Origin of the sequence: Calothrix sp. NIES-2098 (assembly GCF_963875125.1) — a bacterium.
GTDB lineage: Bacteria > Cyanobacteriota > Cyanobacteriia > Cyanobacteriales > Nostocaceae > Aulosira.
In genome coordinates this window covers 5,927,250-5,950,780 of sequence record NZ_CAWNKJ010000001.1, presented here as the reverse complement: position 1 = coordinate 5,950,780, position 23,531 = coordinate 5,927,250, and the positions used below count along the sequence as shown (strand labels likewise).

The window sequence follows — 23,531 nt, the reverse complement described above, 5'->3', positions numbered from 1 at the left end:
AGGCTAAAAAGCAAAAATATTTATAGTGGAAGCTGAATGATAAACTCAGTACCTTTACCAACAACAGAATGACAAATCAACTTTCCATTGTGGGTTTCTTCCACTATTTGCCGAGCGATCGCCAATCCTAAACCCGTACCTTTGCCTACTTCTTTAGTAGTGAATAAATGGTCAAATATTTTCTGTTTAACTTCTTGACTCATCCCCTTACCATTGTCAGCAATTGTGATTTTTACTTGATTATCAGTCACTGAAGTAGTAATTTTAATGTGATTGGGATTAGCTTCAATATCTGCAAACTTTTGCCCAATATTGGCTTCATCTAAAGCATCAATAGCATTAGCAATAATATTCATAAAGACTTGATTTAATTGCCCAGGAAAGCATTCGATTTTTGGCAAATTACTGTATTCATTCGTAATCACAATAGCTGGACGTTGGTTGTTAGCTTTGAGTCGATGTTTGAGAATTAAAATAGTGCTATCGATGCCTTCATGAATATTAAAAGGTACTTTGTAATCTTTATCAGCACGCGAGAAAGTGCGAAGACTAGTGCTGATATTTTTTAATCTGTCGCACGCCATGACCATTGCATCAATTACCTTAGGTAAGTCTGCCAAACTATAATCCAAGTCAATTTTTTTGGCGTGGTCAAGAATTTTATCATCGGGATTGGCTAGACTTGCTTGATATAGTTTCAAATGTTCAACAATATCGGCAAGAGCAGGTTTAGTTTGTTCGAGGCTAGCAGCAATAAAACCAAGGGGATTATTCATCTCATGAGCCACCCCAGACACAAGATTACCTAATGCAGACATTTTCTCATGTTGCACTAATTGCAGTTGGGTTTGCTGGAGATGTTGAAGTGTTTGTTCGAGTTGGGTAGCTTGTTTTTGCGTTGCCAACAGCAGATCGGTTTGTTGAAGTGCAACTCCCATTTGTGCGCCAATTTGTTGGGCAAATTGAATTTCCGAAGCTTGCCAATGACGCGGGCGATCGCATTGATGAATGCACAGTAATCCCCAAAGTTCATCATTTTGCATAATTGGTACTACTAATGATGCTCTAACTTGAAATTGCGCTAAAATTGCCCGATGGCAATCTTTGACTGCATCGGTGTTGACATCATCGATGGCGCAAATGCGTCCTTGTTTATATAGCCTGGCAAAGTTGTCTCCAAAGCAGCGATCGTGAACTTTCACTGCTAAACCCGAAGTAAATTCTGGGAGAACATCCTCAGCGATTAATTCACCATATTCGTAATTTTCACCAAGATGAAACTGATAAATCCCGACGCGATCTGCATTAAGAATTTGACGAATATTTTGGGTGACTGCACGGAAAATCGCATCTAATTCTAAAGATTCGCGAATCTGAGTCACAACATGAAATAAGGTTTTTTGTTGCTGGAGAGATTGTTGTAGTTGTTGCGCTTTTACTTGCGATTCTCGATAGAGGCGGGCATTTTCTAAAGAGATGGCAGCTTGAGCTGATAACATTTGGATAATTTCCAGGCGATCGCTGTCAAATACCCCAGTTGTCAGTTGATTTTCTAGGTAGAGAATCCCGACTAAATGCCCTTGATGAATAATTGGCGTACACAATACACTCTTGGGTTGTGTGGCGTGCATATATTCGCCAATAATTCCGGGAATTTCTGTTTTGCAATTATCGATGATGATTGTTTGTTGAGTATTTTTGACGTAGTTGATAATTGTTGTGGGAATTTCTTGGCAAGTATCTATTGGTTGTGGCTGGATTGTGGTTTGGATTCCACCTTGGGAATTTACTTGACGATCGATCCAGGTAATCGCTGTGACTTGCCAAGTACCTTGTTCTGAGGGGAGAATCAATGCAGATTTTTTTGCCCCGGAATTTTCCACAATAATTTGGGTAAGGCTAGCAACGAGTCGATCTAATTCGATGGTACTGGAGATCGTTTGAGCCGCTTTCAGGACTGAGGAAAAATTGAGGGCATCAGTAATGCTGGTACTATGACTGTTGGAAGTTTGGGCAATTGTGGCTATGGTTTCTAACGAATTGAAGTTGAATCTGCGCTGTTGCTGGATGGGTTTGAGTAGTACCGGATAGCGCTTTTCTAGTTCTTCGGTTTTAGCTTTTGCTCCCCATCGCGCATAACAATAATATGCTTCTTGCATATATCCTTGCGCAGCTTTTTCCTTACCCCAATTAAAGTAGAATTTAGCAGCGAGTTCATTAGCAAGTGCTTCTTCTTGGAGATAACCGTTGACTTTAGCTTCGGCAATAGCGCGATCGTAAAGTTCCTGGGCTTCTAAGCATTTTCCTACAATTCGCGATCGCTCTGCTTCGACTAGCAAATACTTATGCAAAAAGTTTTCCGAACAGCTTTCTGACCAGATTTTCAGTTGGGCTTGATTGGTTTCAATTTGTTGCAAGACATCGCTACGTTGTGATTCTGACAAATTTGGATAGTGGTAACACAGAAGCAGAGAAGTGTAGTAATAGTAACCAGAAGAAGTGGTAAATCCCGCACAACCCTTGAGAAATTTACGCGCCCCTGTAATATAGTCAATGTCCGGCTTGAACCCTGGAATTAGACAAGCTCGATGCATTTGCAGAATGTAATACGTACCGAGTGCCGTGTAGGACTGTAATGCTTCAGAACGCTCAACCCAAGCCTGCTCTGCTGTTGCGAGGGTTTGTTCTTGCTCATCTAGAGATTGCGAGAGTTGGTTCACAAAAAAACGGCAGGCTGAAAGGATGCTCAACAAAAAATCATGCTTGAATTGCTCTCCAATCAGCCAATATTTATCAATGTCGATCGCAATATCTGCTAGGTTTTCACCTTGAAACAGCCGATTCAGAATATTACCGTATAGGTTGTATCCCGCATGGATAATTTCTCCCGATTCCAGCCCTGCTAAGAACCCTTGATAGTTAGTCTCAGGCGCTCCTTGGATTGGTTTTGCCCAAACTTGAATAGCGCAACCTAATATAAAGCAAGCCCGAGATTGTTGAAATTTACTATTGAGCTGATAACTTAATTGCAGGGCAAGGTCAGCAAACTCAAGTCCGCGCTGGTGCTGACCGTACATCAGTCCAATCAGAAAGCCATAGGTGGCATAAGCTTTAATTGATTCAGCGGTATTACCCTGCTCAATCGATAAACGAACGCCTCTGAAGGTCGCGAAACTGTACAGATCGAAATCAGAGACAATATAGGCTGGTGGTTGCAGAATAATCAATAATTCGATCGCGGCTTGAACTTCTGGATTCTTTGCCGCAGGTAAATCTAGTAAACTGGCGATCGAGCGATTTTTCAAGCTGTCTTCAACAATGGCAAATTCGTCTTGCGTCAATTGCCTCAAGGTATCTCGGTCAATGGTTATACCCAGATTTTGCAACCCTGCTAAACCCGCCTGGATGGCTTCTGCAAACTGCCCTTGCAAAGAATACCGATCGACCTTCAGAACATAAATTTTGGCGCGATCGATATTTGAATTGGCAAATTCGAGTAAGATTAACACCGTCTCATCAAACGACTGGAAATCTCCACTCATCAATGCGGCTTCTGCTAAATTGAAATGAAGATCGAACGCCAGACGATAGGTAGCAGTCCAAGCATCTTTTACCAGCAAGTTTATCCCTACTTGTAAATAAGTCTTTGCCGCTTCATAGGCTGTGGAAGCTTTCGCTTTTTGACCCGCACTTAAATTGAGTTCTGCAAGTTGTTTTTTCTCGCTTTCATATTGAAGTAGACATTTTCCAATATTGATTTGGTTAACTACATCAAAAATTCTCTCTTCCAATTCTGCGGTTGATAGGTTTCCTAATAGTAATTTACCGATATGATAGTGGGTTGCTTGCTTTTGATTTTCAGGAATCAAAGAATAGGCAGCTTGTTGGATGCGATCGTGCAAGAATTTGTAACTACAGGAGTCAGGAGCCATGAGCCAGAAGTCAGCAGGATTTCTTTGCTCTTGTGAATTCTCAATTTTGAATTCTGACTCTTGATAAAACTTATAAACCTCATTTTGCGGTAAAATCAAACCATCTTGTAAGGCACTCCACAAACAAGCTGCTGTTTCTATTTTTGATTGTTTAGAAACAATTGCTAATGTTTCTAAATCAAATTTATTGCCGATACAAGCAGCTAACTTTAGCACATTTTGAGTTAATTCCGGCAGTTTTTGTAATTGCAATGCCATGAATTCAACTACATCCGATGTAAGCGATCGCTGATTAATTGCTGCTATGTCACATTGCCAATATCTTTGTTCGTAATTAAAATATATCAGCGCATCTTGGTGCAATACCTTGATAAACTGGGTAGCAAAGAAGGGATTACCTTGAGTTTTTTGGTAGATTAATTGTGAGAGTGGTAAAGCTAGTTTTTCTGTGCAATCTAAGGTATCAGCTACTAATTGATTTAGTTTAAATTCATTCAGCGGTTTGAGAATAATTGTATTAATTTTTGCACCACGCTCTTGAATGTCATCCAATGTCATCATTAAAGGATGTGCCGCAGAGACTTCGTTATCTCGATAAGCACCTATCAGCAGTAAATAGCCATAATTTGCCTCACTTATTAATGATTGCATGAGTTTTAATGAGGCAGAATCTATCCATTGTAGGTCGTCCAAAAATATCACTAATAGATGTTCTTTATCTGTAAATAATTTAATAAATTTTTGTAAGAGTAAATTAAATCTATTTTGTGCGGCAATACCTGATACTTCGGGCACAGGAGGCTGTTTACCAATAATTAGTTCTAATTCTGGAATGACGTCAATAATTACCTGGGCGTTATCTCCTAATGCTTGAGTAATGTGATTTTGCCATTGTTGTATTTGGCGATCGCTTTCGGTAAGTAATTGCCCCATCAAATCGCGGAAAGCCTGTACAAATGCCGAAAAGGGAATATTACGGTTAAATTGGTCAAACTTACCTTTAATAAAATAACCGCGTTGCCGAACAATTGGTTTATGAACTTCATTCACAACTGCTGTTTTTCCAATCCCAGAAAAACCAGCCACCAGCATGATTTCAGTAGCACCATGAGCAACACGGTCAAATGCTGCTAACAGAGTTTCAACTTCCTGTTCTCGACCATATAGCTTTTCGGGAATGATAAAGCGATCGCACACATCTCTTTGTGCAATTGGGAAACTTTTAATTTCACCAGTTTCTTGAAGTTGAACTAAGCAATTTTCTAAATCAAATTTAAGTCCTAATGCACTTTGATATCTATCTTCAGCATTTTTCGCCATCAATTTCATGACAATATCAGAAATCACCTGCGGAATTTCTTCACTTTTGACTTCCCGAAGCAATGGAGGCATTTTAGCAATATGACAATGTACTAATTCCATTGCATCGTGAGATTGAAAAGGTAACTCTGCTGTAAGTAATTCGTAGAAAGTCACGCCTAAAGAATAAAAATCAGTCCGGTAATCAATCCCCCGATTCATTCTTCCTGTTTGTTCGGGAGAAATATAAGCTAAAGTTCCTTCTAAGATATTAGTGCCGATAAGCGTTTGAGTTTCTCTGGGCAATAAAGATGCAATACTAAAGTCAATTAATTTAACTTGTTTTGTTTGAGGATTAATTAAAATATTGCTGGGTTTGATATCTTTATGAATAATGCGATCGCGATACAGAGTATCTAAGATATCGCACAGTGCGATCGCTATCTGTAAAAACTCTTGTAGAGACCCAAAGGTGAAATACTCTTTGAGAGAAATCCCCCCGAAATCTTCCATCACCAGCGCATAGCCATTCTGGTAAGGCTCCAGGCTATAGGTTTGGATAATTCCAGGTTGATGCAGATTTTTGGCAATGGTGTACTGATTGCGAAATTGCACCAATTCGCTGAAACTCGGATAAGGATTTTTCAGCAGTTTGATTGCTACAGGCTTTTCGTCAATCTCGCGGTATCCACGATAAACCAGAGTTCTTGAGCCGTTGTAGAGTTCTTCATTAAATTGATATCCGGGAATTATCAACATACCACTAAATCCTGAAGCCTTTCAGATTTAGTGTTCCCAGATATCGTAGCCCTAAATCATTAGTTAACAAAAAGATCCCACACTTTTTAGAGAAGTTGGGGACCTGAACTCTCAAAATTTACAGGGGAATTTCAATCGAAAATTCTGTTCCTTCACCCAAAACAGAATTGCAAGTTAACTTGCCACTGTGGGTTTCTTCAACTATTTGACGAGCGATCGCCAAGCCTAATCCCGTACCTTTACCTACTGCTTTGGTCGTAAATAAATGCTCAAAAATCTTATCTTTAAGCGTTTCAGGTATTCCTAGTCCATTATCAGCAATTTTGATTTTTACATAATTATTTTCTTGAAATGTCCTTATTTTAATTTTGTTAGGATTGGCTTGAATTTCTGCAAAATTTCGTCCATTATTGGCTTCTTCTAAAGCATCAATGGCATTTGCCAAAATATTCATAAATACCTGATTTAATTGTCCGGGAAAGCATTCAATTTGAGGTAAGTCACCATACTCTGTCACCACCTCAATGGCTGGACGTTGTTCGTTAGCTTTGAGGCGGTGTTTGAGAATTAAAATTGTACTGTCGATACCTTGATGAATATTAAAAGGTACTTTGTAATCTTTATCTGCCCGTGAGAAAGTCCGAAGACTGGTGCTAATATTCTTGAGGCGATCGCAAGCCATTACCATTGCATCCATCATCTTTGGTAAGTCTTCTAGGATATAATCTATGTCAATTTCTTCCGCTTGTTCAATAATTTCTTCACTAGGATTGGCTAGGGTTTCTTGATATAATCTCAGGTGCTTGCTAATATCAGCAATATTGGGTTTAGCTTGTTTGAGACTAGCAGAGATAAAACCTAAAGGATTGTTCATTTCATGGGCTACGCCTGCTACTAAATTACCCAATGCTGACATCTTTTCACTTTGGACAATTTTTAATTGCGCTTGTTGTAGATTTTCTAATGCTTGTTGAACTTTGTGAAAAAGTCGAGCATTTTCTAAAGAGATGGCTGCTTGGGAAGAAAGTAGGTTAATTAATTGCAAACGTTCTGGGGTAAATACACCACTTGTCAGTTGGTTTTCTAAGTAGAGAATACCTATCAAATTTCCTTGATTAATAATTGGCGTGCATAATACACTTTTCGGCTGATGTGTGAGTATATATTCGCTAATTAGTCCAGGTATATCTGTTTGACAGTTATCTATAACTATTGTTTTTTGAGTATTTTTAACGTAATTGATAATTTTTTTAGGAACATCTTGATAAGTATCTAGTAACTGTTGGTCAAGCAGCGTTTGTATTTGAGTTTGGGAATTGATAAAAGTAATGGCGCGGATTTGCCAAGTATCTTCCTCAGGAAGAATTAGGGCAGATTTTTTTGCACCAGAGTTTTCTAAGATAATTTTGGTGAGATTGATGAGGAGTTCATCTAATTCGATACTGCTAGAAATAGTTTGAGCCGCTTTTAGTATGCTTGTAAAATCTAGGATTTCAGAAATATTGCTGCTACTAGCAGTAGAGGTATGAGCAGACGAAGATGTTTTAGGAAAGGCGATGGTCGAGATTGTCTCCCAAGGATTGAGAGTGATTTGTCGTTGTTGCAGGATGGGTTTGAGTAGTTGGGGATAGCGCGTTTCTAGGTCGTCGGTTTTGGCGGCACTGCCCCAACGGGTATAACAGTAATATGCTTGTTGCATATATCCGGCGGCGACGGTTTCTTTTCCCCAGTCAAGGTAAAATTTAGCAGCAAGTTCGTTAGCTAAAGCTTCTTCTTGAGTATAACCGTTGCTTTTAGCCAGAGAAATAGCGCGATCGTAGCAATCTCCGGCTTCATAATTTCTTTCTAGAACTCGATATTTTTCTGCATTTACCAGATTGAATTTATGTAAATAATTCATCGGTGCATGATTAGCCCAAACTTCCATTTTTTCCTGATTAGCTTGCACTTTTTCTAGAATTGCTTGTTGTTCAGCTAGTGGAACTTGAGAATACAACGCTAGTCGTACTAAAGAATCATAAAAATAGAAAAGAGGAACTACAACCAGTCCAGTAACTCCTCCTAGAGACTGTTCTGCCATTTCGGCGTTATTTAATGCCAGGTCATATTGATTAAATAAATAACTGATGAAGAGTTTATTAACAAACAAATGATTTATTGTATATAGATCGTTCGCTTTCTGATGTAAAGATAGCATTTGTTCTTCATCATAAGCTGTGCCAACTAAATTATATAAATGTGCAGATTTACCCTGGAGATTTAAAACAGTTTGGTAATAAATTGAAGTCCAATAGAAAGCAACTTTTTGCTTAATTTTTGTCAAAGAATCAACATAAACAGCAAAGTCTTTTTCTAAGATTTCTAGTTCCTTACCTAACCAAAAAGAATGCACTGGATAAATATAAGCACAATAACCAGCATATTCAAGGTCGCCTGTTTCCAGTCCTGTAGAATAACCTTCGATCGCAGGTGATAATGTTTCCTTAATGTGCTGTTGCCAATGGGCTATGTGAGCATTGACAACGGTTAATATCTTCGCTTTTAGTTCTGAAGAATTAAATTTAGATAATATGCCTAGAGCCAATTTGCCAAATTCACAGCCAGCTTCAATATCACCAAAGGCTCCACAGAGCAACAATCCATACAAACTATAACCATAGGCAGAAACCGATGTATTTCCATATTGAATTGATAACTGAACCATTGCAAAGGCGATCAAAGGAACCATTACCGGATCGCTTTGAAAAGCAGCAGGCAGGACTCGCATTAAAATTTTCATCGCTGCGATTTTTTCGGGCGTTGTCATTATCGGTAAATGAACTAAGCCAGCGATGGATTTACCCTGTAAATTGTCAATAACTTGCTGCAAACCTTGCTGAATATCTAAAGATGTTGCTGGTTCGGGGAAATTAATACCTAATTGTTGGAGAATGGAACGGGCAATTTGAATTCCTTCTATTTGTTGGCTTTGGACAATACAAGCAGTAATTTGAATTTCGTAAGTAGGAACCTTATCTAGTAATGTTTTGCCATTTTGCAAAATAATTTCTGTTAGCTGTTGCATCTGTGCAAAATTGCCGCTTAAGTAAGCAGCTTCCGCAACTACCTCATGCAGTTCCAGTGTTAATTGATACTGATTTTCCCAGCTATCTTCGCTAAGTAATTCTAACCCAACTAGAGAATATTCAATAGCAGCAGTATAAGCAGTAGCAGTTTTAGCTTTTTTCCCAGCAATAAGATTTAATTTAGCTAATTGAGTTCGTTCTTGTTCATCATTAATTAATACCCTACCAATATTTAATTGGTTAACAATATCAAAAATATGTTCTCCATATTTGGCTGCGGGAATGCTTGCTAAAAGCGATCGCCCAATTTGTAAATGTGTCCTTTGTCTATCTTCTTCCTGAATTAGAGAATAGGCCGCTTGTTGGATACGGTCATGCAAAAATTTATACTTAGCTATGTGGCGATCGCTAATTGTTAATTGAGTTTGTTCTTCCGTATCTTGATAAAACTTATAAACTGCACTTTGGGGTAAAATAAAATCTAACTGCAAAGATTTCCACAAAGATGCAGCCGTTTCTACTTCTGATAATTGGCAAACAATAGCCAATGTCGGTAAATCAAAAGAGTTACCAATACAAGCCGCAAGCTTTAACACTTGTTGAGTTGATTCTGGCAATCTGCGTAATTGAAGGGACATAAACTCTACAACATCAGAAGTGAGTGTTTGCTGATTTATTTGTGCAATATCACATTCCCAGCATCCCTCGCTCCAGTTAAAATTAATTAGTCCATCTTCATGTAATGATTTTAGGAATTGAGTGCTAAAAAAAGGATTACCTTGAGTTTTGCGATAAATTAACTGTGAAAGCGGAACTGCCAACTCCTCTGCACATTTTAACGTATCAACTACGAGTTGATTCAAATTTAATTGGCTCAAAGGTTGCAAGGTGAGTGTATTGGCGATCGCTCCTGTTTTCCTAATTCCATCTAAGCTCATCATTAAAGGATGGGTAGCAGAGACTTCATTATCTCGGTAGGCTCCAATTAATAGTAAATATCCTTGATTTGTTTCTGAGATTAATAGTTGAATTAACTTTAATGAAGCAAAATCAGCCCATTGTAAATCATCTAGAAATATTACCAATGGATGTTCTTTGCTGGTAAATAGTTGCAAAAACTTTTGGAATAATAAATTAAAGCGATTTTGCGCCGCAATCCCAGATAATTCTGTTGCCGATGGTTGTTGACCAATAATCTTTTCTAATTCGGGAATAACATCAATAATAACTTGTCCGTCCTTCCCTAATGCCTGAATAATTTTACTTTTCCATTGTTGGATTTGAGTATCACTCTCAGCAAGTAATTGCCCCATTAAATCTCGAAAGGCTTGCACAAATGCTGAAAAAGGGATATTCCGATTAAACTGGTCAAATTTGCCTTTAATGAAATATCCCCGTTGTTTAACAATGGGTTTATGAACTTCGTTAACTACCACAGTTTTACCAATACCAGAAAACCCCGCAACTAACATGAGTTCGCTATTACCTTGAGCAACTCTTTCAAAGGCTGTTAGTAGTTGCTGAACTTCTGGTTCTCGACCATATAACTTTTCGGGAATAGTGAAGCGATCGCAGATATCCCGCTTACCAATTTCAAAATAATTAATTTCACCAGTTGCGTTAATTTGCTCTAAACATTTTTCTAAATCATACTTTAAACCTAATGCGCTCTGATATCTATCTTCGGCATTTTTTGCCATTAATTTTTGCAGGATATCATCGATAACTCTAGGAATATCTGCTCTGTTGACTGAAGGAGGTATTTTGGCAATGTGACAGTGTACCAACTCCATTAGATCGGTTGAATTAAATGGTACTTGACTAGTCAATAATTCGTAAAAAGTTACGCCTAAAGAATAGAAATCAGTTCGATAGTCAATTACCCGATTCATTCTCCCTGTTTGCTCGGGTGATAGGTAAGATAATGTTCCTTCTAAAACTTGAGGATTTTTGAGCGATTGGGTTTCTCTCGCTAGTAAAGAAGCAATACTAAAGTCAATTAATTTAACTTGTTTTGTTTCTGGATTAATGACAATATTGGCAGGTTTAATATCTTTATGAATAATTCTATGTCGATAGAGAAAATCCAAAGTATCGCACAGAGAGATCGCAATTGGTAAAAATTCCTGTAAGGCAGTTATCTGTAAGGTTTTATGAGTGAAATAATCATTGAGGGAAATTCCCCCAAAGTCTTCCATCACCAATATATAACCATTTTGGTAAGGTTCTAAGCTATAGGTTTGGATGATTCCAGGAAAGTTCAGATTTTTAGCAATAGTATATTGATTACGGAATTGCACCAGTTCGCTAAAACTGGGATAAGGATTTTTCAGCAGTTTGATGATTACTCTTAAGGAATCTTGTTCTCGAATTGCTCGATATACCAAGGTTTTGGAACCATCATAAATGAGTTCCATAACTTGATATCCGGAAATACTGACTTGAGTGCTAACCATAGTGGATCGATCGTTGAGAGTTCGCACTTAGTATTCCCAGATACGGGATAGAATTTACTGTACTTGTAAAAGTTGTTACAGCAGAATCTTAATCTTAAAGAATAAAAATCACTCCGGTAATCAATTAAGCGATTCATCCTTCCGGTTTGTTCTGGAGAAATATAAGCCAATGTTCCTTCTAAAACATTGAGACTAACGAATGTTTGAGTTTCTCTAGGAAGTAAAGATGCAATACTAAAATCAATTAACTTAACTTGTTTTGTCTCCGGATTAATTAAAATATTGCTAGGTTTAATATCTTTATGAATAATGCGATCGCGGTAGAGTATATCCAAGGCATTACAAAGTGCGATCGCAATCTGTAAAAATTCTTGTAGAAACTCGATAGATTTTGTCTCTAATGAAGTGAAATAATCTTTGAGAGATATTCCTCCAAAATCTTCTATTACTAACAAATAGCCATTTTGGTATGGTTCTAAACTATAAGTTTGGATGATGCCAGGAAAGTGGAGATTTTTGGCAATGGTGTATTGATTGCGGAATTGTACTAGTTCATTGAAAGTGGGTAAGGATTTTTCAGCAGTTTGATGACTACTCTTGAGGAGTCAGTTTCGCGTAAAGCACGATACACTATGGTTCTGGAAGCTTCGTAAAGTTTTTCGCTGACTTCATATCCGGGAATCTTCATACTTTGCTTCTATTCTCAGTGCTATCGCAACTAGTATTCCCCAATACACGATATGATTTCATATTTAAGTAAAAATATTGACATCTATATTTTGATGAGCAATTCTGGGTAAGGCAAAAAGTAATTAAGTAAACAGGGAAACAAAATTCAATGAAAAAAGGCAAACATCAGAGGTTAATAACAACCTTAATAGCGGTGATTGCTACTGTACTTGTACTCGTGGGGGGGACGATTGAACTTGCTTCTGCGTCGCAACCCAACGATCGATCGGAGATTGAACAATTGACAGTTTGCTACGCTTTGGGAACTGATGCGATTGGGAGAGGAGATATCCAACAGGGAAAGAATATTTATCAGAACTGCTTTACGCCGAATGCAAAGATTACAGCGATTTTCCCTGATGGTGTCACTATCGAAACGCGTATCGGAACAAATGACTGGGCAGATTTTGTTGCTTCTGTATTTAAAGGAAACGGCTATGTAGCTACACAGCACTTGATGGGTACAATCAACATCGACGTTAATGGTAATAGTGGAAAGATGACTTCTTATCTACATGCCACTCACAAACGTTCTGATATTAGCATTGATGTTGCTAATGGTACTTATGAAGATGAAGTTATCAAACAAAATGGGCGTTGGCTAATTCGCAGTCGTACCCTTAAACTCATCACATTCCTGAACCTTTCTTCTCCTGTGAATGCTCAACGTTTAAGAATTCCTTCGCAGTAACTTAAGATTTCTGGTCAGTAATGGTAATAGCGATCGTCAATTCCGTATCTATTACCATACTGACTCACAACTCTAATTCCCTCAATACTTTGATTTACAGCGTATTTCAAGTTATTGAACTACAGTTTACTGACGTTCGCAGACTAAAACTGTCCCTCGTTCCGCACGAGTAATCCTCAGTTCCTCATCAAGATAGATAATTGCTAAACGACCTTTAGGCGATCGCTTCATTGTAAAAGAAACTTCTCCAGTTTCTAAATTCATTATTTGTGGGGGAACTAAACCAAACATCAGCTTTAAGAAAGCCGACTTCAATTTTTCTTCCCAACTTCTCCTTGAAGATGGTTGTTGATTGCCAAAAACTGCTTCCCAATCTGCTATGTTTGTTGATTCTTGGGGTGCTAAAGTACCTCCCGTAAATTGTACTTGTAGCACAGTATCATTCAACGGCGAACAGACTCCTAAGTTGCGAATCGTACCTTCTAACTTGGGTAGCGATCGATCGATTGTTGTAAATTCCACGATAATATCGTGGCTGCGTTGTTCCCCATTTCCCAACAAAAATACAGGCTGTAGCACACGCTGAATGCTTATTTTTAATCCTGTGGGTTGAAACATATCAAAGGCCACGCGACCAAGAGTGTAAACAAAACTACCATCTGGAAGTTGTTCGCCTCCTGGGAAATTTGGCGCACTAATCAATAACCAATTACTATCTAGTAGAGTACCGCTGTGGGTGGGTGCGAATGTCGGGTTGAGAACTTGCAAATTCTCAATAGCACCAATTACGTGTTTGTCTTTAGTATTTCCACCACAAGCAGCCAGCGCCTGACGTAAATCTTGCTTCGCAACTTCACGTTTTCTCGTATCTACTATCATAGATTGAAATGGTTGAGTTCCCCTACTTTTACTTTAGACTATCGTTGGCTTAAGGTTCATACAAATTGGCAAAAATCCCAATCCATCTAGATTTTTCATAGGGGTTTAGCACTGCTAAACCCTTACTCGCAAATTTGTATTACTCAACAATTCCCCATTCAAATTTGAGAGTTTCCAGCTTGGGATTTTTGACACTTAATCTTTTACATTCTTCCAAAAATTCTTTTACCTGTTCTTCGTTGAGTGTCAAGCCACCATCTTGAAGGTTATGAATGTAAGTGATGATATCGGAAGTTGTCAGAGAAGAACTTATTTCTTCGAGTAAAATGGCATTTCTGACTTCTCTGCATACTAATTCAACATCAGATGATGTAAATCTTGCACTTTTCTCAGCTAAAATCTCAAAATTAATTATCTGGTCAAAATCAATTTTTGCTAGATAGTGTTTAAATAAATCTCTTCTCTCTGATTCATCTGGGGGAAAGATAGGAATTTTCCAATCCAATCTACCAGAACGCTTCAAAGCACTATCAATTCCACTTAAATAATTAGTAGCTGCAATCACAATTACATCACTATTTCTGAGATTGTTAAGCTCAATCAGCAGTTGGTTAATAGTTGCTTTTTGGTCTGTGTGAGCATTATCTTCATTACGGTTAAAGCCAATACTATCTAACTCATCTATAAACAAGACTGAAGGAGATTTCTTTTTGGCTTGAGCAAAGATATCTCGAATATTTTTCTGACTCTGACCTATCCATACACTCACAATATCAGCAGGAGAGAATTTAAAGAAATATCTTCCCGATTCGTTAGCAAATGCATTGGCTAACAGAGTTTTACCACATCCAGGTAATCCATAGAAGAGAATACCACTAATTAAATCTTTATAGCCTTTAGATTGTAGCTTGAGGAGTTTACTTAATTTTTCTTTCTCTTCATTCAAGCCTTTAACTTGGCTAAAATCCAGCTTGATTTCTTTGCTAAGGTTGAGTAAAGAATATGTTTGTACTAAACTTTGTTTCTTAACTCCATACTCAAAAGATGGATATTCAATAGAGTCGAATATTACTGGAACTAATTGATGATTTTCATAATCTGGAGCCATGACTATAATTTGAAAAGTCTCACCATAATAGCCAGTAAGTTTATATTCTAAGATTTCTTTAGCCTTTTTGATTTGGTAATAGTTACGAGCAATCTCAAAACCAGGAACGACTAACCAAACAGCTTCTAATTTATTCGGCCATACTTTTGACTTCCTCAAAATCCTCTTAATTGAATCTAGAAACAGATTATCATCTTGATATTCTTGATATTTCAGAGTTTCTATCTCAACAATTACCTTATTTTCTACATAGACTTCTATGGTTTCACTTTGATATTCTTCTTCATAATCAGATGTATCATCATCGGTTGTTTCCCGATCTCTAGAAGTCAATTCAACTTCACAGCGAATATTAGACAATTCATAACCTAAACTTTCTAGAGTTTTAATTGCGAAATATTTAAGGTAGATATACTCTGTACTTTCTTGCTGCCACTTCAAAGTGTAAAAATGTTCGGCTTTCATTCTCAGCAATAACTGTGATTCAGCGAGAATTTGGGCTTTTTGGAGTTCTAAGAAGTAATTCAATAAAGATGCTTCATCTTCCTCTATGTCATAATACGGCAGTTCCAGCAATAGACGGAAATGAGCATAAATTTCCTCTTTATGCTGAATAGATGCTTCATTTGGGTATTTACATCTCAGAGTAAATGTGAAAGGAATTTTACTAGCTACTCTGTCTACTAAGTATCCTAAAGAATCTTCTTGTTGCTGTGCTTGAATATCTGATGCTGATGGACAATGAAATAGAATAAATAATTGTTCGGAATTATACTTATTTGCGTAGAGAGATATCTGTTCAAATTGCTCATCAAATTTTTCACAATCTAGTAAATCCAACCCAGTAGTACCCAGGATGACACTAGTCATTGTTGAAAGATAAAAGTGATAAATATTCGCATCAGCAAGCGAATATTCTTCATCATCATCGTCATCCTCTACTATATTTGTGGTAAATTTTTGATTAGAAGATTTAGGGATACTATTACTACCTCTATATTGATATTTTCTAATTAATTCATAATTCAAAATTTTAATAACGATATCAGAAAAGAAATCTTCTACTTGTGGTATTAGAAAAATTCCCACAGGTTGATTCGAGTCTAAACAGGCCTGAAATCGTTCATATTCTTCATTTGAACCAAAATCAAATAAATAATAGAAAAAATCATGCTTGACAGGAAGTGCTGCACTTAATTTGGCTAAAACTGGTTCCAAATCAGCAGCTTGCTTCTCTGAATTTACACCTTTAATAGAAATAGCTAGTTTGGTATCTAAGGGAATGTACAAATCAAGTATTGGCTCTGTACAAAGTCCCACTTCATCAAGAGCAGTATTAAAATTATCTACAAAAGCTTGACTGCGGCGCTGATAGCTAAACTGCTCCAGAATTGTTTTGACTCTCAGGCTTTTTTTCGTTCTACCAGTGCGTTCAAGTTCATTTTTGATTGAGCGTAAGTAGGCTGTATATGACATTTTGTAACTTTATTAGCTAAGTGAGTATTCCCCAGGGGAGCAAATATATATTTCCCTAAGTTGTATATGTAGTTAACTTACACAGGTGACGCTTTTTTGGGTACATCTGGTAGCACTTTACTATTTCCGAACAAAGCTTTCCCGGTAGGAGTACGATAAATAATCATGCACAACCCTTCGCCACAGCCGGGTTGATGCGCGATTAAGCGGAGGTTTAGTTGTGTTTGAAATTAGTAGGCAGAACAGAAAACCCAGGTTGAATATCACAGAAAACCTAGCTGGATATCTGTTTATGATGCCCGCTATTCTCGTTTTGGGCATTTTTGTGGTATTGCCCATTCTCTATGCGGTCTTCCTTTCCCTGCACAAAGTCCAACTTCTCGGCGGTATTGAATACCAGTTCATCGGCTTTCGCAATTTCACGCGCTTGGTTGAGGATGAGCGAGTTTGGATTGCTTTGAGAAATACAGCAGAATATGTTGCCATTGTCGTCCCAACTCAAACTATTCTCGCCCTAGTTCTCGCAGTCACTCTAAATTCTGGGATTCGGGGAAAAAACTGGTGGCGCATCCTTTATTTTTTACCAACAGTCACCTCTTCAGCCGTTCTAACGCTGATTTTCATGTGGATTTATAACACCGATGGGCTACTGAATAATTTTCTAGCTTCTGTGGGGCTACCTACATATAACTGGTTAGGAGATCCAGCGGTTGCCCTCAAAGGCATCATGATTATGAATATTTGGTCAACAGCGCCGTTTTACATGGTAATTTACCTAGCAGCGTTGCAGGATATCCCCCAATCGCTTTATGAAGCCGCCGAACTCGATGGGGCGAATGGGTGGCAAACGTTTCTCCATGTTACTATCCCCATACTCCAGCCTGTCACTTTCTTTGTCGTCGCGATGGGGGTGATTGGGACTTTTCAATTATTTGACCAGTCTTATATTTTTTCTGGCGGTACTGGCGGCCCAAACAATGCCACCTTAACTGTGGTACTACTAATTTACCAAGCTGTATTTCGGAATTTACAGATGGGTTATGCAGCTGCGATCGCTTTTTTATTAGCAGCAATAATTATTACGATTACTTTAATTCAGCGGCGACTCTTTGGAGGTGAAAGACTGTGACTAACATCTCTCGCTTTTCCTGGCTCAGAGTACTGCTATATGTCATACTCACGCTTTATGCTGTTATTACTCTGATTCCTTTTTTGTGGGCACTTTCATCATCATTTAAGCCCTTATCAGAAATTGTCGGTGGTGGACAGAGCTTAATACCAAAGAATTTCACTCTTGACAACTACAAGCAAATATTCTTACAAGAACCTCTGTTTTGGCGCTGGTTATTTAACAGCGTGCTAATTGCTGTCAGCGTGACAATTTTAAACTTGCTACTTAACTCAATGGCAGGTTACGCCTTAGCGAGACTCCACTTTGCCGGGAAACGCTTCTGGTTCTTGCTGATTTTGGCAGTCTTAGCCGTTCCCGCCCAGATTACCCTCATTCCTACCTTTTTGATTTTAAAAGCGATCGGCTGGCTAAATTCTTACCAAGGCATGATAGTTCCTAGTATGGTCAATGCCACCTTTATTTTCATGATGCGGCAGTTTTTCATCAATTTTCCTAGGGAACTAGAAGAAGCCGCACAACTTGATGGTTTAAATACCTTGGGGATTTTTCGGCATATTGTCTTACCGTTAGCCAAACCAGCCCTAGCAGCACAAGCAGTTTTTGTCTTCATGGGTAGTTGGAATAATTTTTTGCTACCTGTAGTCATTCTGTTTGACCCAGAAATGTTTACCCTCCCCTTGGGACTCAACACTTTCAAAGGCCAATACATCAGCTATTGGAACTACATCATGGCAGCTTCTATGGTATTCACCCTACCAGCTTTAGCAATCTACGCTTTTTTCAACCGCTATTTTATTCAAAGTGTCACATTTACTGGTGGTAAAGGTTAATTGTCATTAGTCATTTGTCTTCCTTGTCCCCTGCTTTCTCTACTTCCTTACCGCCATCATCCACAATCCCACTGGAACTAGAACCGTATTTTGGGCGACAAATTGCACTCTTAACGTGATATTGGTATTACAGCGACTTAATCTCTATATATCAGTTAACAAAACATTATGGGTTTTGCAGACCTATCGATCGCAGAGATAGCAGCAGACTACAGTATTCCTGTGGCCAAAGGGTTTTCTCTGTTCGAGCAACTCTTAATTGCCGATAAACACCAAAAGACTCGTTTGGCTTTGGAGGCTGCAAAGGCAATTATTTCGCAATTATTGTCTGAGAAACACCCAAAAGGTACTAGGGACTTGGTGGGTGATACCGAAGCCACCAGAAGGGCTATCTGGGGGTTTGGTTCGTGGCTCATGACAAAAAACAATTAGCAACATAGAGATTGAGTAACGCTAACTAGCTGTGTTGAGTGTCAAAATCTTTAAGGGGAAACAATGTTTAGAAGATTAATTGGCGTTGTTGTAGCTACTGTTTTGCTAACGTTTCAGTTTATTGTCGGTAGCGCGACAGCCGTAGAACTGGATGCAGCCACCCGAACAGTACCGTTAAATGAAAAGGGTGATACCGTTGTACTCAGCTTGAAACAAGTCAAAGAAGGTAAACGTTTATTTCAATACGCTTGCGCTCAATGCCATGTAGGGGGCGTTACCAAGACTAACCAAAACGTGGGACTTGAGCCAGAAGCACTAGCCCTCGCAACACCAAACCGCAACAATATTGAAGGCTTGGTGGATTATATGAAAAATCCCACTACTTATGACGGTGAAGAGGAGATTTCGGAATTACACCCCAGCACCAAGAGTGCAGATATTTTCACTGAAATGAGAAATCTGACTGACGATGATTTGAAAGCGATCGCTGGTCATATTCTTCTACAACCTAAAGTTGTTGGTGACAAGTGGGGAGGTGGTAAAATTTATTACTAAAGCTAGTTATTAGTACTGTGGTCTGGGTGCTGAGTTCTGAAAAAAAAGGCTGGAGATTTTGAAATACTTACTTTTTGAATCTCTACTGCCCAAAAATTCAGGGCTCAGAACTCGGATCTCAGTAACTTTCAACGCACTTACAATACTTCCATTGGCTGCGGATGCTGTATCAATTCTTAACTCGCTATTTGTTCCCAATTTTACTGATTGTCTTAATGGTGTATCACAGCAGTACCTTACCCGCCCAAGCTGCCAATATCGATCCTTATATAGGGCGTTATTTACATATCACTGAGTCAATAGCCCTAAATGTAGATGAACAAGGCAATACTCGTCTGTTTTCACCATTAGAGTTGTCTGCTGGTAAACAACTTTTTGAAACAAACTGTATTAATTGTCACGTCGGTGGAGTAACTTTGCCCGACCCCCAAGTATCTCTGTCTCTGACAACACTCAAGAGTGCTAATCCACCGCGCGATCGTATTAACGCTCTTGTTAGCTTTATGCGTCAGCCTATGACTTATGATGGCAGTCAAGAAACTTATTGGTGTCGCCAGCTGACTCCTAGTTTTCTCTCGCAAACGCAAGTAGAGAGTTTAGCAGCTTTCATTCTCACAGCAGCACAAAAGGCTCCTGGTTGGGGTACGGAAAATTTTTGAGCAGCTAGGGAGCTTTTCTAAAGAAAAAATAAAATTTTTGCTTTTAGTTTCTAAAATAGAATATTTGTCTTCATCGTCTTGCTTGTACACATATCTTGCCGATCGCACAGATTTTTACTTTTGAATCTTGCCCATTAATTAAAAAAAAATTCATCTACGACAGTTTGTCATATTTGGCGTTGATTTTATTTAAAATAAGAAAGGGAAATTAAAAACATAGGTTAGGAGAACGCCATGAAATTAATTGCGGCAAGCTTGCGGCGCTTTGGCCTAGCTGTCTTGACAATTCTTTTAGTTGTTAGCAGCTTCGCTATTTTTACTCCCAGCGCATCTGCTGAAACTTATCAGGTGAAACTAGGTACTGATAAAGGACAATTAGCATTTGAACCTAAAAAGATCACCGTTAAACCAGGCGATACAATTGAGTGGGTGAACAACAAAGTTCCTCCCCATAATGTGGTGTTTGATGCTGCTCTCAACCCCGCAAAAAGCGGTGATTTAGCCAAATCTTTGTCTCACAAAAACTTGTTGATGAGTCCAGGTCAAAAAGAGACAACCACCATCCCCGCAGATGCGCCTGCTGGTGAATACACCTTCTACTGCGAACCCCACCGTGGTGCTGGTATGGTTGGCAAAGTGGTTGTCGAATAGTTGATACTTGATGATTTTCCTTGCTTCTGAGCAAAATTAGCACAGAGCAACCTACCGTAATCCTAAAGTGACATACACTATGGATAATCAGCGGTGTCGAGTCCTATCCCTGCCTAAAATACTAACTATGGCTCAAGCCTAGTCATGGAAGGGGTAAACTTGTCACCGCTAATTTTAATAAAATTGACTGAAAATATTTAACTATTTGATATTGCTCCTCTTCGGATTCTGCAACTCCCAAGCTAGATAGCTTGAAACCTTGCGAAGCTAAACAAAATATAACTTCAATGCTTCTGTGCTTAATAGAGTTTATGCGCTACAGAAATTATCGCTTCTTAGGATAGAGTACACATAGCATTTGGTAATCTCTCTGGCTTCTAGTAACCGTAGAAAACTTACTGGCGAAGGTTTTGCAGTTGCCGAATGGTTGTTGCGAGGAGAATCTCTTGAGAAGACTTTTATTTATACTATTGTTGGCGATCGCTCTATTTAAATTCACATTCACTCTACCAGCACTAGCTGCCGAAACATCCAATGGAAGTAAAATCTTCGATGCTAATTGTTCTTCTTGCCATATAGGTGGCGGTAACATCCTAATTAGCCATAAAACTCTCGCAAAAGAGGCATTGTCAAATTACCTGGAAAATTATAACCAAGACGCTATTCAAGCCATTATCCACCAGGTACAGAATGGAAAAAATGCTATGCCCTCTTTCAAAAACAAGTTAAGCAGCGAGGAAATATTGGAGGTAGCAGCTTACGTTTTCCAGAAAGCGGAAACAGGCTGGTAGCCCAAGAGGAGCCAGTCACACGCGCTGAGTATACGGGAGGATTTCAACGCCAGTTGCTACCTGCGAAAAGCCGCTTAACGCAGTTGCGCCTCCACAGGTTACTGGCGGTAGTTATGAAGAAGAGTCGGCCGTGTTACCGAAGGTTGGCTATGGTAAGCGTTTCTACCGTTGAGTGTAGACGCCTGGAGGGCAGCTTCTCGCAGAACACAGGCGTTCAAAAGTCAAGAGTCCATATTAATCTTGACTCTTGACTCTTGACTTTTGACTCCCCTGACAAGATAAAGCTTATTTGCCAGGCTCAGGAGTTTGCCTTTCTTGTTTTAGTTCACGCAACTGCTGTATTAGTTTTTTACCAGATTCCACAGTGGCGGTTGGCTGGCTGGTGTTGCTATCCGGCGCAGCTAATGGTTTGAGAGTAGTTGCTGGTGTAGATAGTGGTGCAGCTAATGGTTTAACACTAGTTGCTGGCGTAGGTACAGACTGGAGTTTATTGATTAACGAATTGGATATTGGTTTAGCAGTTGGCGCTGGCGCAGGTACAGGCTGAAGTTTATTGATTAATAAATTGGATGCTGGTTTAGCAGTTGGCGCTGGTGCAGGTACAGACTGAAGTTTATTGATTAATAAATTGGATGATGGTTTGACAGTTGTCGCTGATGCGGGTTCAGGTTGATTGCTATTAACTGTTGGATTTAATAATGGTTTGAGAGTAGTTGCTGATGCAGGTGCAGGCTTTTGAGTATCTCCAGCAGCGTTATTGCTGTTATTTTTGAACTCTAAGCTAAATGGATGATGAGCAATCTGCTTATCTCCCTTGGGAGGATTTGCACTAAAATACTCTCTAGCTTTTACTTGCAAAGCAGGCGATACTGATTGTCCTTCAAACTTGATATCTAGGACTTTGCCATCAGGGTCTACTACTAATCGACCCAATACTAAACCTTGCAAATCTGATTTATCTGTAGTAACGGTGTCACGGATCACACTTTTTTCTACAGCATTTGGGTACTCTTGCTGAACAGTTTTTCTCAGTTCTTCGTAAGCATTAATCTGAGCGATCGCTTTTTCTGTTCCCAGTGCAGGCGCATCATTAGATAAACTCGGCGTATTCCCCAGTTTTCCTGGTTGTAGCCCTTCTGTAGCTAGGGTTAAATTATCGCCAGCTTGCGGAGTATTTCCAATCCGAGCTATTAGCTGATCGTTTTGTGCAACTCCAGAGGCATTATCTCCGGGCTGAGTAGTTTGTGCTGTGGTATTTACACTGCTTGGTGTTACAGGAGTAGCGTCAACTGGAAGAGGCGCTGGAGAGGTTGGCAAGCCATCTGGTAGTTTGGCCTCAGGCAATACTGGCAATTTGCTAATAGGTAGAGGCTTGGCATCACCCAATGCTATTTCTCTATTATTAAAACGCGGTGCTGGTGGCGTCGTGAATTTGCTATTAGAGTTGAAACCAGAGGTATCAAATCGGAAATCTCCTTGAGAGTATTTCCCTAAAGGCTGTTGTTTAGGCAGGGCAGCAATGCGGTAATTGCTTGGTGATGATGGGATAGGTGGCAATACCAGCTGACTAGAATTAGGATCTGGTGGTGGTGGTAACGGCGGTAAACTTGATTGCGCACCCATATCCACTTGTGGCAATTGGGATTGCTGTAGCAGAACTGAGGATTGTGGATTAATCGGTGCAGATGAGCCTGGAATTTGTGGCAGCCGATTTTGGTCAGCTTGGCTTAATTCCATAACTCCAACTGTTTTTGATGATGCTGATTCTTTGGGTTTATTGGAGTCTACAGGTACTAATGGCACAATCAACGCAATAGCACCGTGGATGCCAAGAGAGGCTATAGCTGCTATCCCAGTTGGCTGGGTGATGATTTCTGGTAGATTTTTTAGCAGGGAGACGTAAGACATAGCTGTTATCGTTCACTCGGCTCGGTTGCAGTTGACTATCAATAAATTATTTTTCAAGCTCTAAATTATTTTTCCGGCTCTATCGCAATCTAGATGCGTCCCTCTAAAAATAATAGCTTCCTATACTGGACACAAAACGGCCAGTTTGCCATTTTTTTCAGTTTAATTTTTGTAATAAA

General features: G+C 39.1%; 13 protein-coding genes and 1 pseudogene. 8 read left to right on the top strand and 6 right to left on the bottom strand.

From position 1 onward, the window contains the following. Nucleotides 1–20: 20 nt before the first annotated feature. From AACU33_RS24980 to AACU33_RS24970, 3 genes and pseudogenes are all read right to left on the bottom strand, one after another. Nucleotides 21–5,990 carry a trifunctional serine/threonine-protein kinase/ATP-binding protein/sensor histidine kinase gene (locus AACU33_RS24980; RefSeq protein WP_096591622.1) on the bottom strand — a complete coding sequence of 1,990 codons (5,970 nt, stop codon included), beginning with the start codon at nt 5,988–5,990 and terminating at the stop codon, nt 21–23. Between the two features lie 118 nt (nt 5,991–6,108). Next, on the bottom strand, nt 6,109–11,511 hold the full coding sequence (locus tag AACU33_RS24975; protein ID WP_096591619.1) for an ATP-binding sensor histidine kinase: 5,403 nt from the start codon (nt 11,509–11,511) through the stop codon (nt 6,109–6,111). A gap of 83 nt (nt 11,512–11,594) precedes the next feature. After that, a pseudogene (locus tag AACU33_RS24970) lies at nt 11,595–12,199 on the bottom strand (serine/threonine protein kinase); the annotation flags it as partial. A 150-nt stretch (nt 12,200–12,349) separates the two neighbouring features. On the opposite strand from AACU33_RS24970, the gene AACU33_RS24965 reads away from it, so the two are divergent. Then, on the top strand, nt 12,350–12,931 hold the full coding sequence (locus AACU33_RS24965; protein ID WP_096591614.1) for a nuclear transport factor 2 family protein: 582 nt from the start codon (nt 12,350–12,352) through the stop codon (nt 12,929–12,931). A 126-nt stretch (nt 12,932–13,057) separates the two neighbouring features. On the opposite strand, the gene AACU33_RS24960 is transcribed toward AACU33_RS24965, so the two are convergent. Both AACU33_RS24960 and AACU33_RS24955 read right to left on the bottom strand, forming a co-directional pair. Beyond that, nucleotides 13,058–13,810 (bottom strand): PAP/fibrillin family protein, encoded by a 753-nt coding sequence (locus AACU33_RS24960; protein ID WP_096591611.1) that lies wholly within the window; start codon nt 13,808–13,810, stop codon nt 13,058–13,060. A gap of 139 nt (nt 13,811–13,949) precedes the next feature. After that, complete coding sequence (locus AACU33_RS24955) at nt 13,950–16,394, bottom strand: ATP-binding protein (RefSeq protein WP_096591609.1); 2,445 nt, start codon at nt 16,392–16,394, stop codon at nt 13,950–13,952. Between the two features lie 220 nt (nt 16,395–16,614). On the opposite strand from AACU33_RS24955, the gene AACU33_RS24950 reads away from it, so the two are divergent. From AACU33_RS24950 to petJ, 7 genes are all read left to right on the top strand, one after another. Continuing rightward, a complete protein-coding gene (locus tag AACU33_RS24950; RefSeq protein ID WP_096591606.1) occupies nt 16,615–17,523 on the top strand; it encodes a carbohydrate ABC transporter permease in 909 nt (302 codons plus the stop codon). Continuing rightward, nucleotides 17,520–18,356 (top strand): carbohydrate ABC transporter permease, encoded by an 837-nt coding sequence (locus AACU33_RS24945; protein ID WP_096591604.1) that lies wholly within the window; start codon nt 17,520–17,522, stop codon nt 18,354–18,356. Before AACU33_RS24950 ends, AACU33_RS24945 begins: the two co-directional genes overlap by 4 nt. Nucleotides 18,357–18,524: 168 nt before the next feature. Beyond that, the gene (locus AACU33_RS24940; RefSeq protein WP_096591601.1) at nt 18,525–18,788 is read left to right on the top strand and encodes a hypothetical protein; all 264 of its coding nucleotides are present in this window, start codon (nt 18,525–18,527) and stop codon (nt 18,786–18,788) included. 63 nt (nt 18,789–18,851) lie between these two features. Then, nucleotides 18,852–19,343, top strand: coding sequence for a photosystem II cytochrome c-550 (gene psbV / locus AACU33_RS24935; protein WP_096591598.1), 492 nt, complete (start codon nt 18,852–18,854; stop codon nt 19,341–19,343). Between the two features lie 161 nt (nt 19,344–19,504). Next, nucleotides 19,505–20,002 carry a photosystem II cytochrome PsbV2 gene (gene psbV2, locus AACU33_RS24930; protein ID WP_096591596.1) on the top strand — a complete coding sequence of 166 codons (498 nt, stop codon included), beginning with the start codon at nt 19,505–19,507 and terminating at the stop codon, nt 20,000–20,002. Between the two features lie 234 nt (nt 20,003–20,236). Further along, nucleotides 20,237–20,653 (top strand): plastocyanin, encoded by a 417-nt coding sequence (petE, locus tag AACU33_RS24925; RefSeq protein WP_096591593.1) that lies wholly within the window; start codon nt 20,237–20,239, stop codon nt 20,651–20,653. 446 nt (nt 20,654–21,099) lie between these two features. Further along, nucleotides 21,100–21,444: a cytochrome c6 PetJ gene (petJ, locus tag AACU33_RS24920; RefSeq protein ID WP_096591591.1), complete on the top strand. Its 345-nt coding sequence runs from the start codon at nt 21,100–21,102 to the stop codon at nt 21,442–21,444. 285 nt (nt 21,445–21,729) lie between these two features. On the opposite strand, the gene AACU33_RS24915 is transcribed toward petJ, so the two are convergent. Continuing rightward, complete coding sequence (locus AACU33_RS24915) at nt 21,730–23,352, bottom strand: hypothetical protein (RefSeq protein ID WP_096591588.1); 1,623 nt, start codon at nt 23,350–23,352, stop codon at nt 21,730–21,732. Between the last annotated feature and the right edge of the window lie 179 nt (nt 23,353–23,531).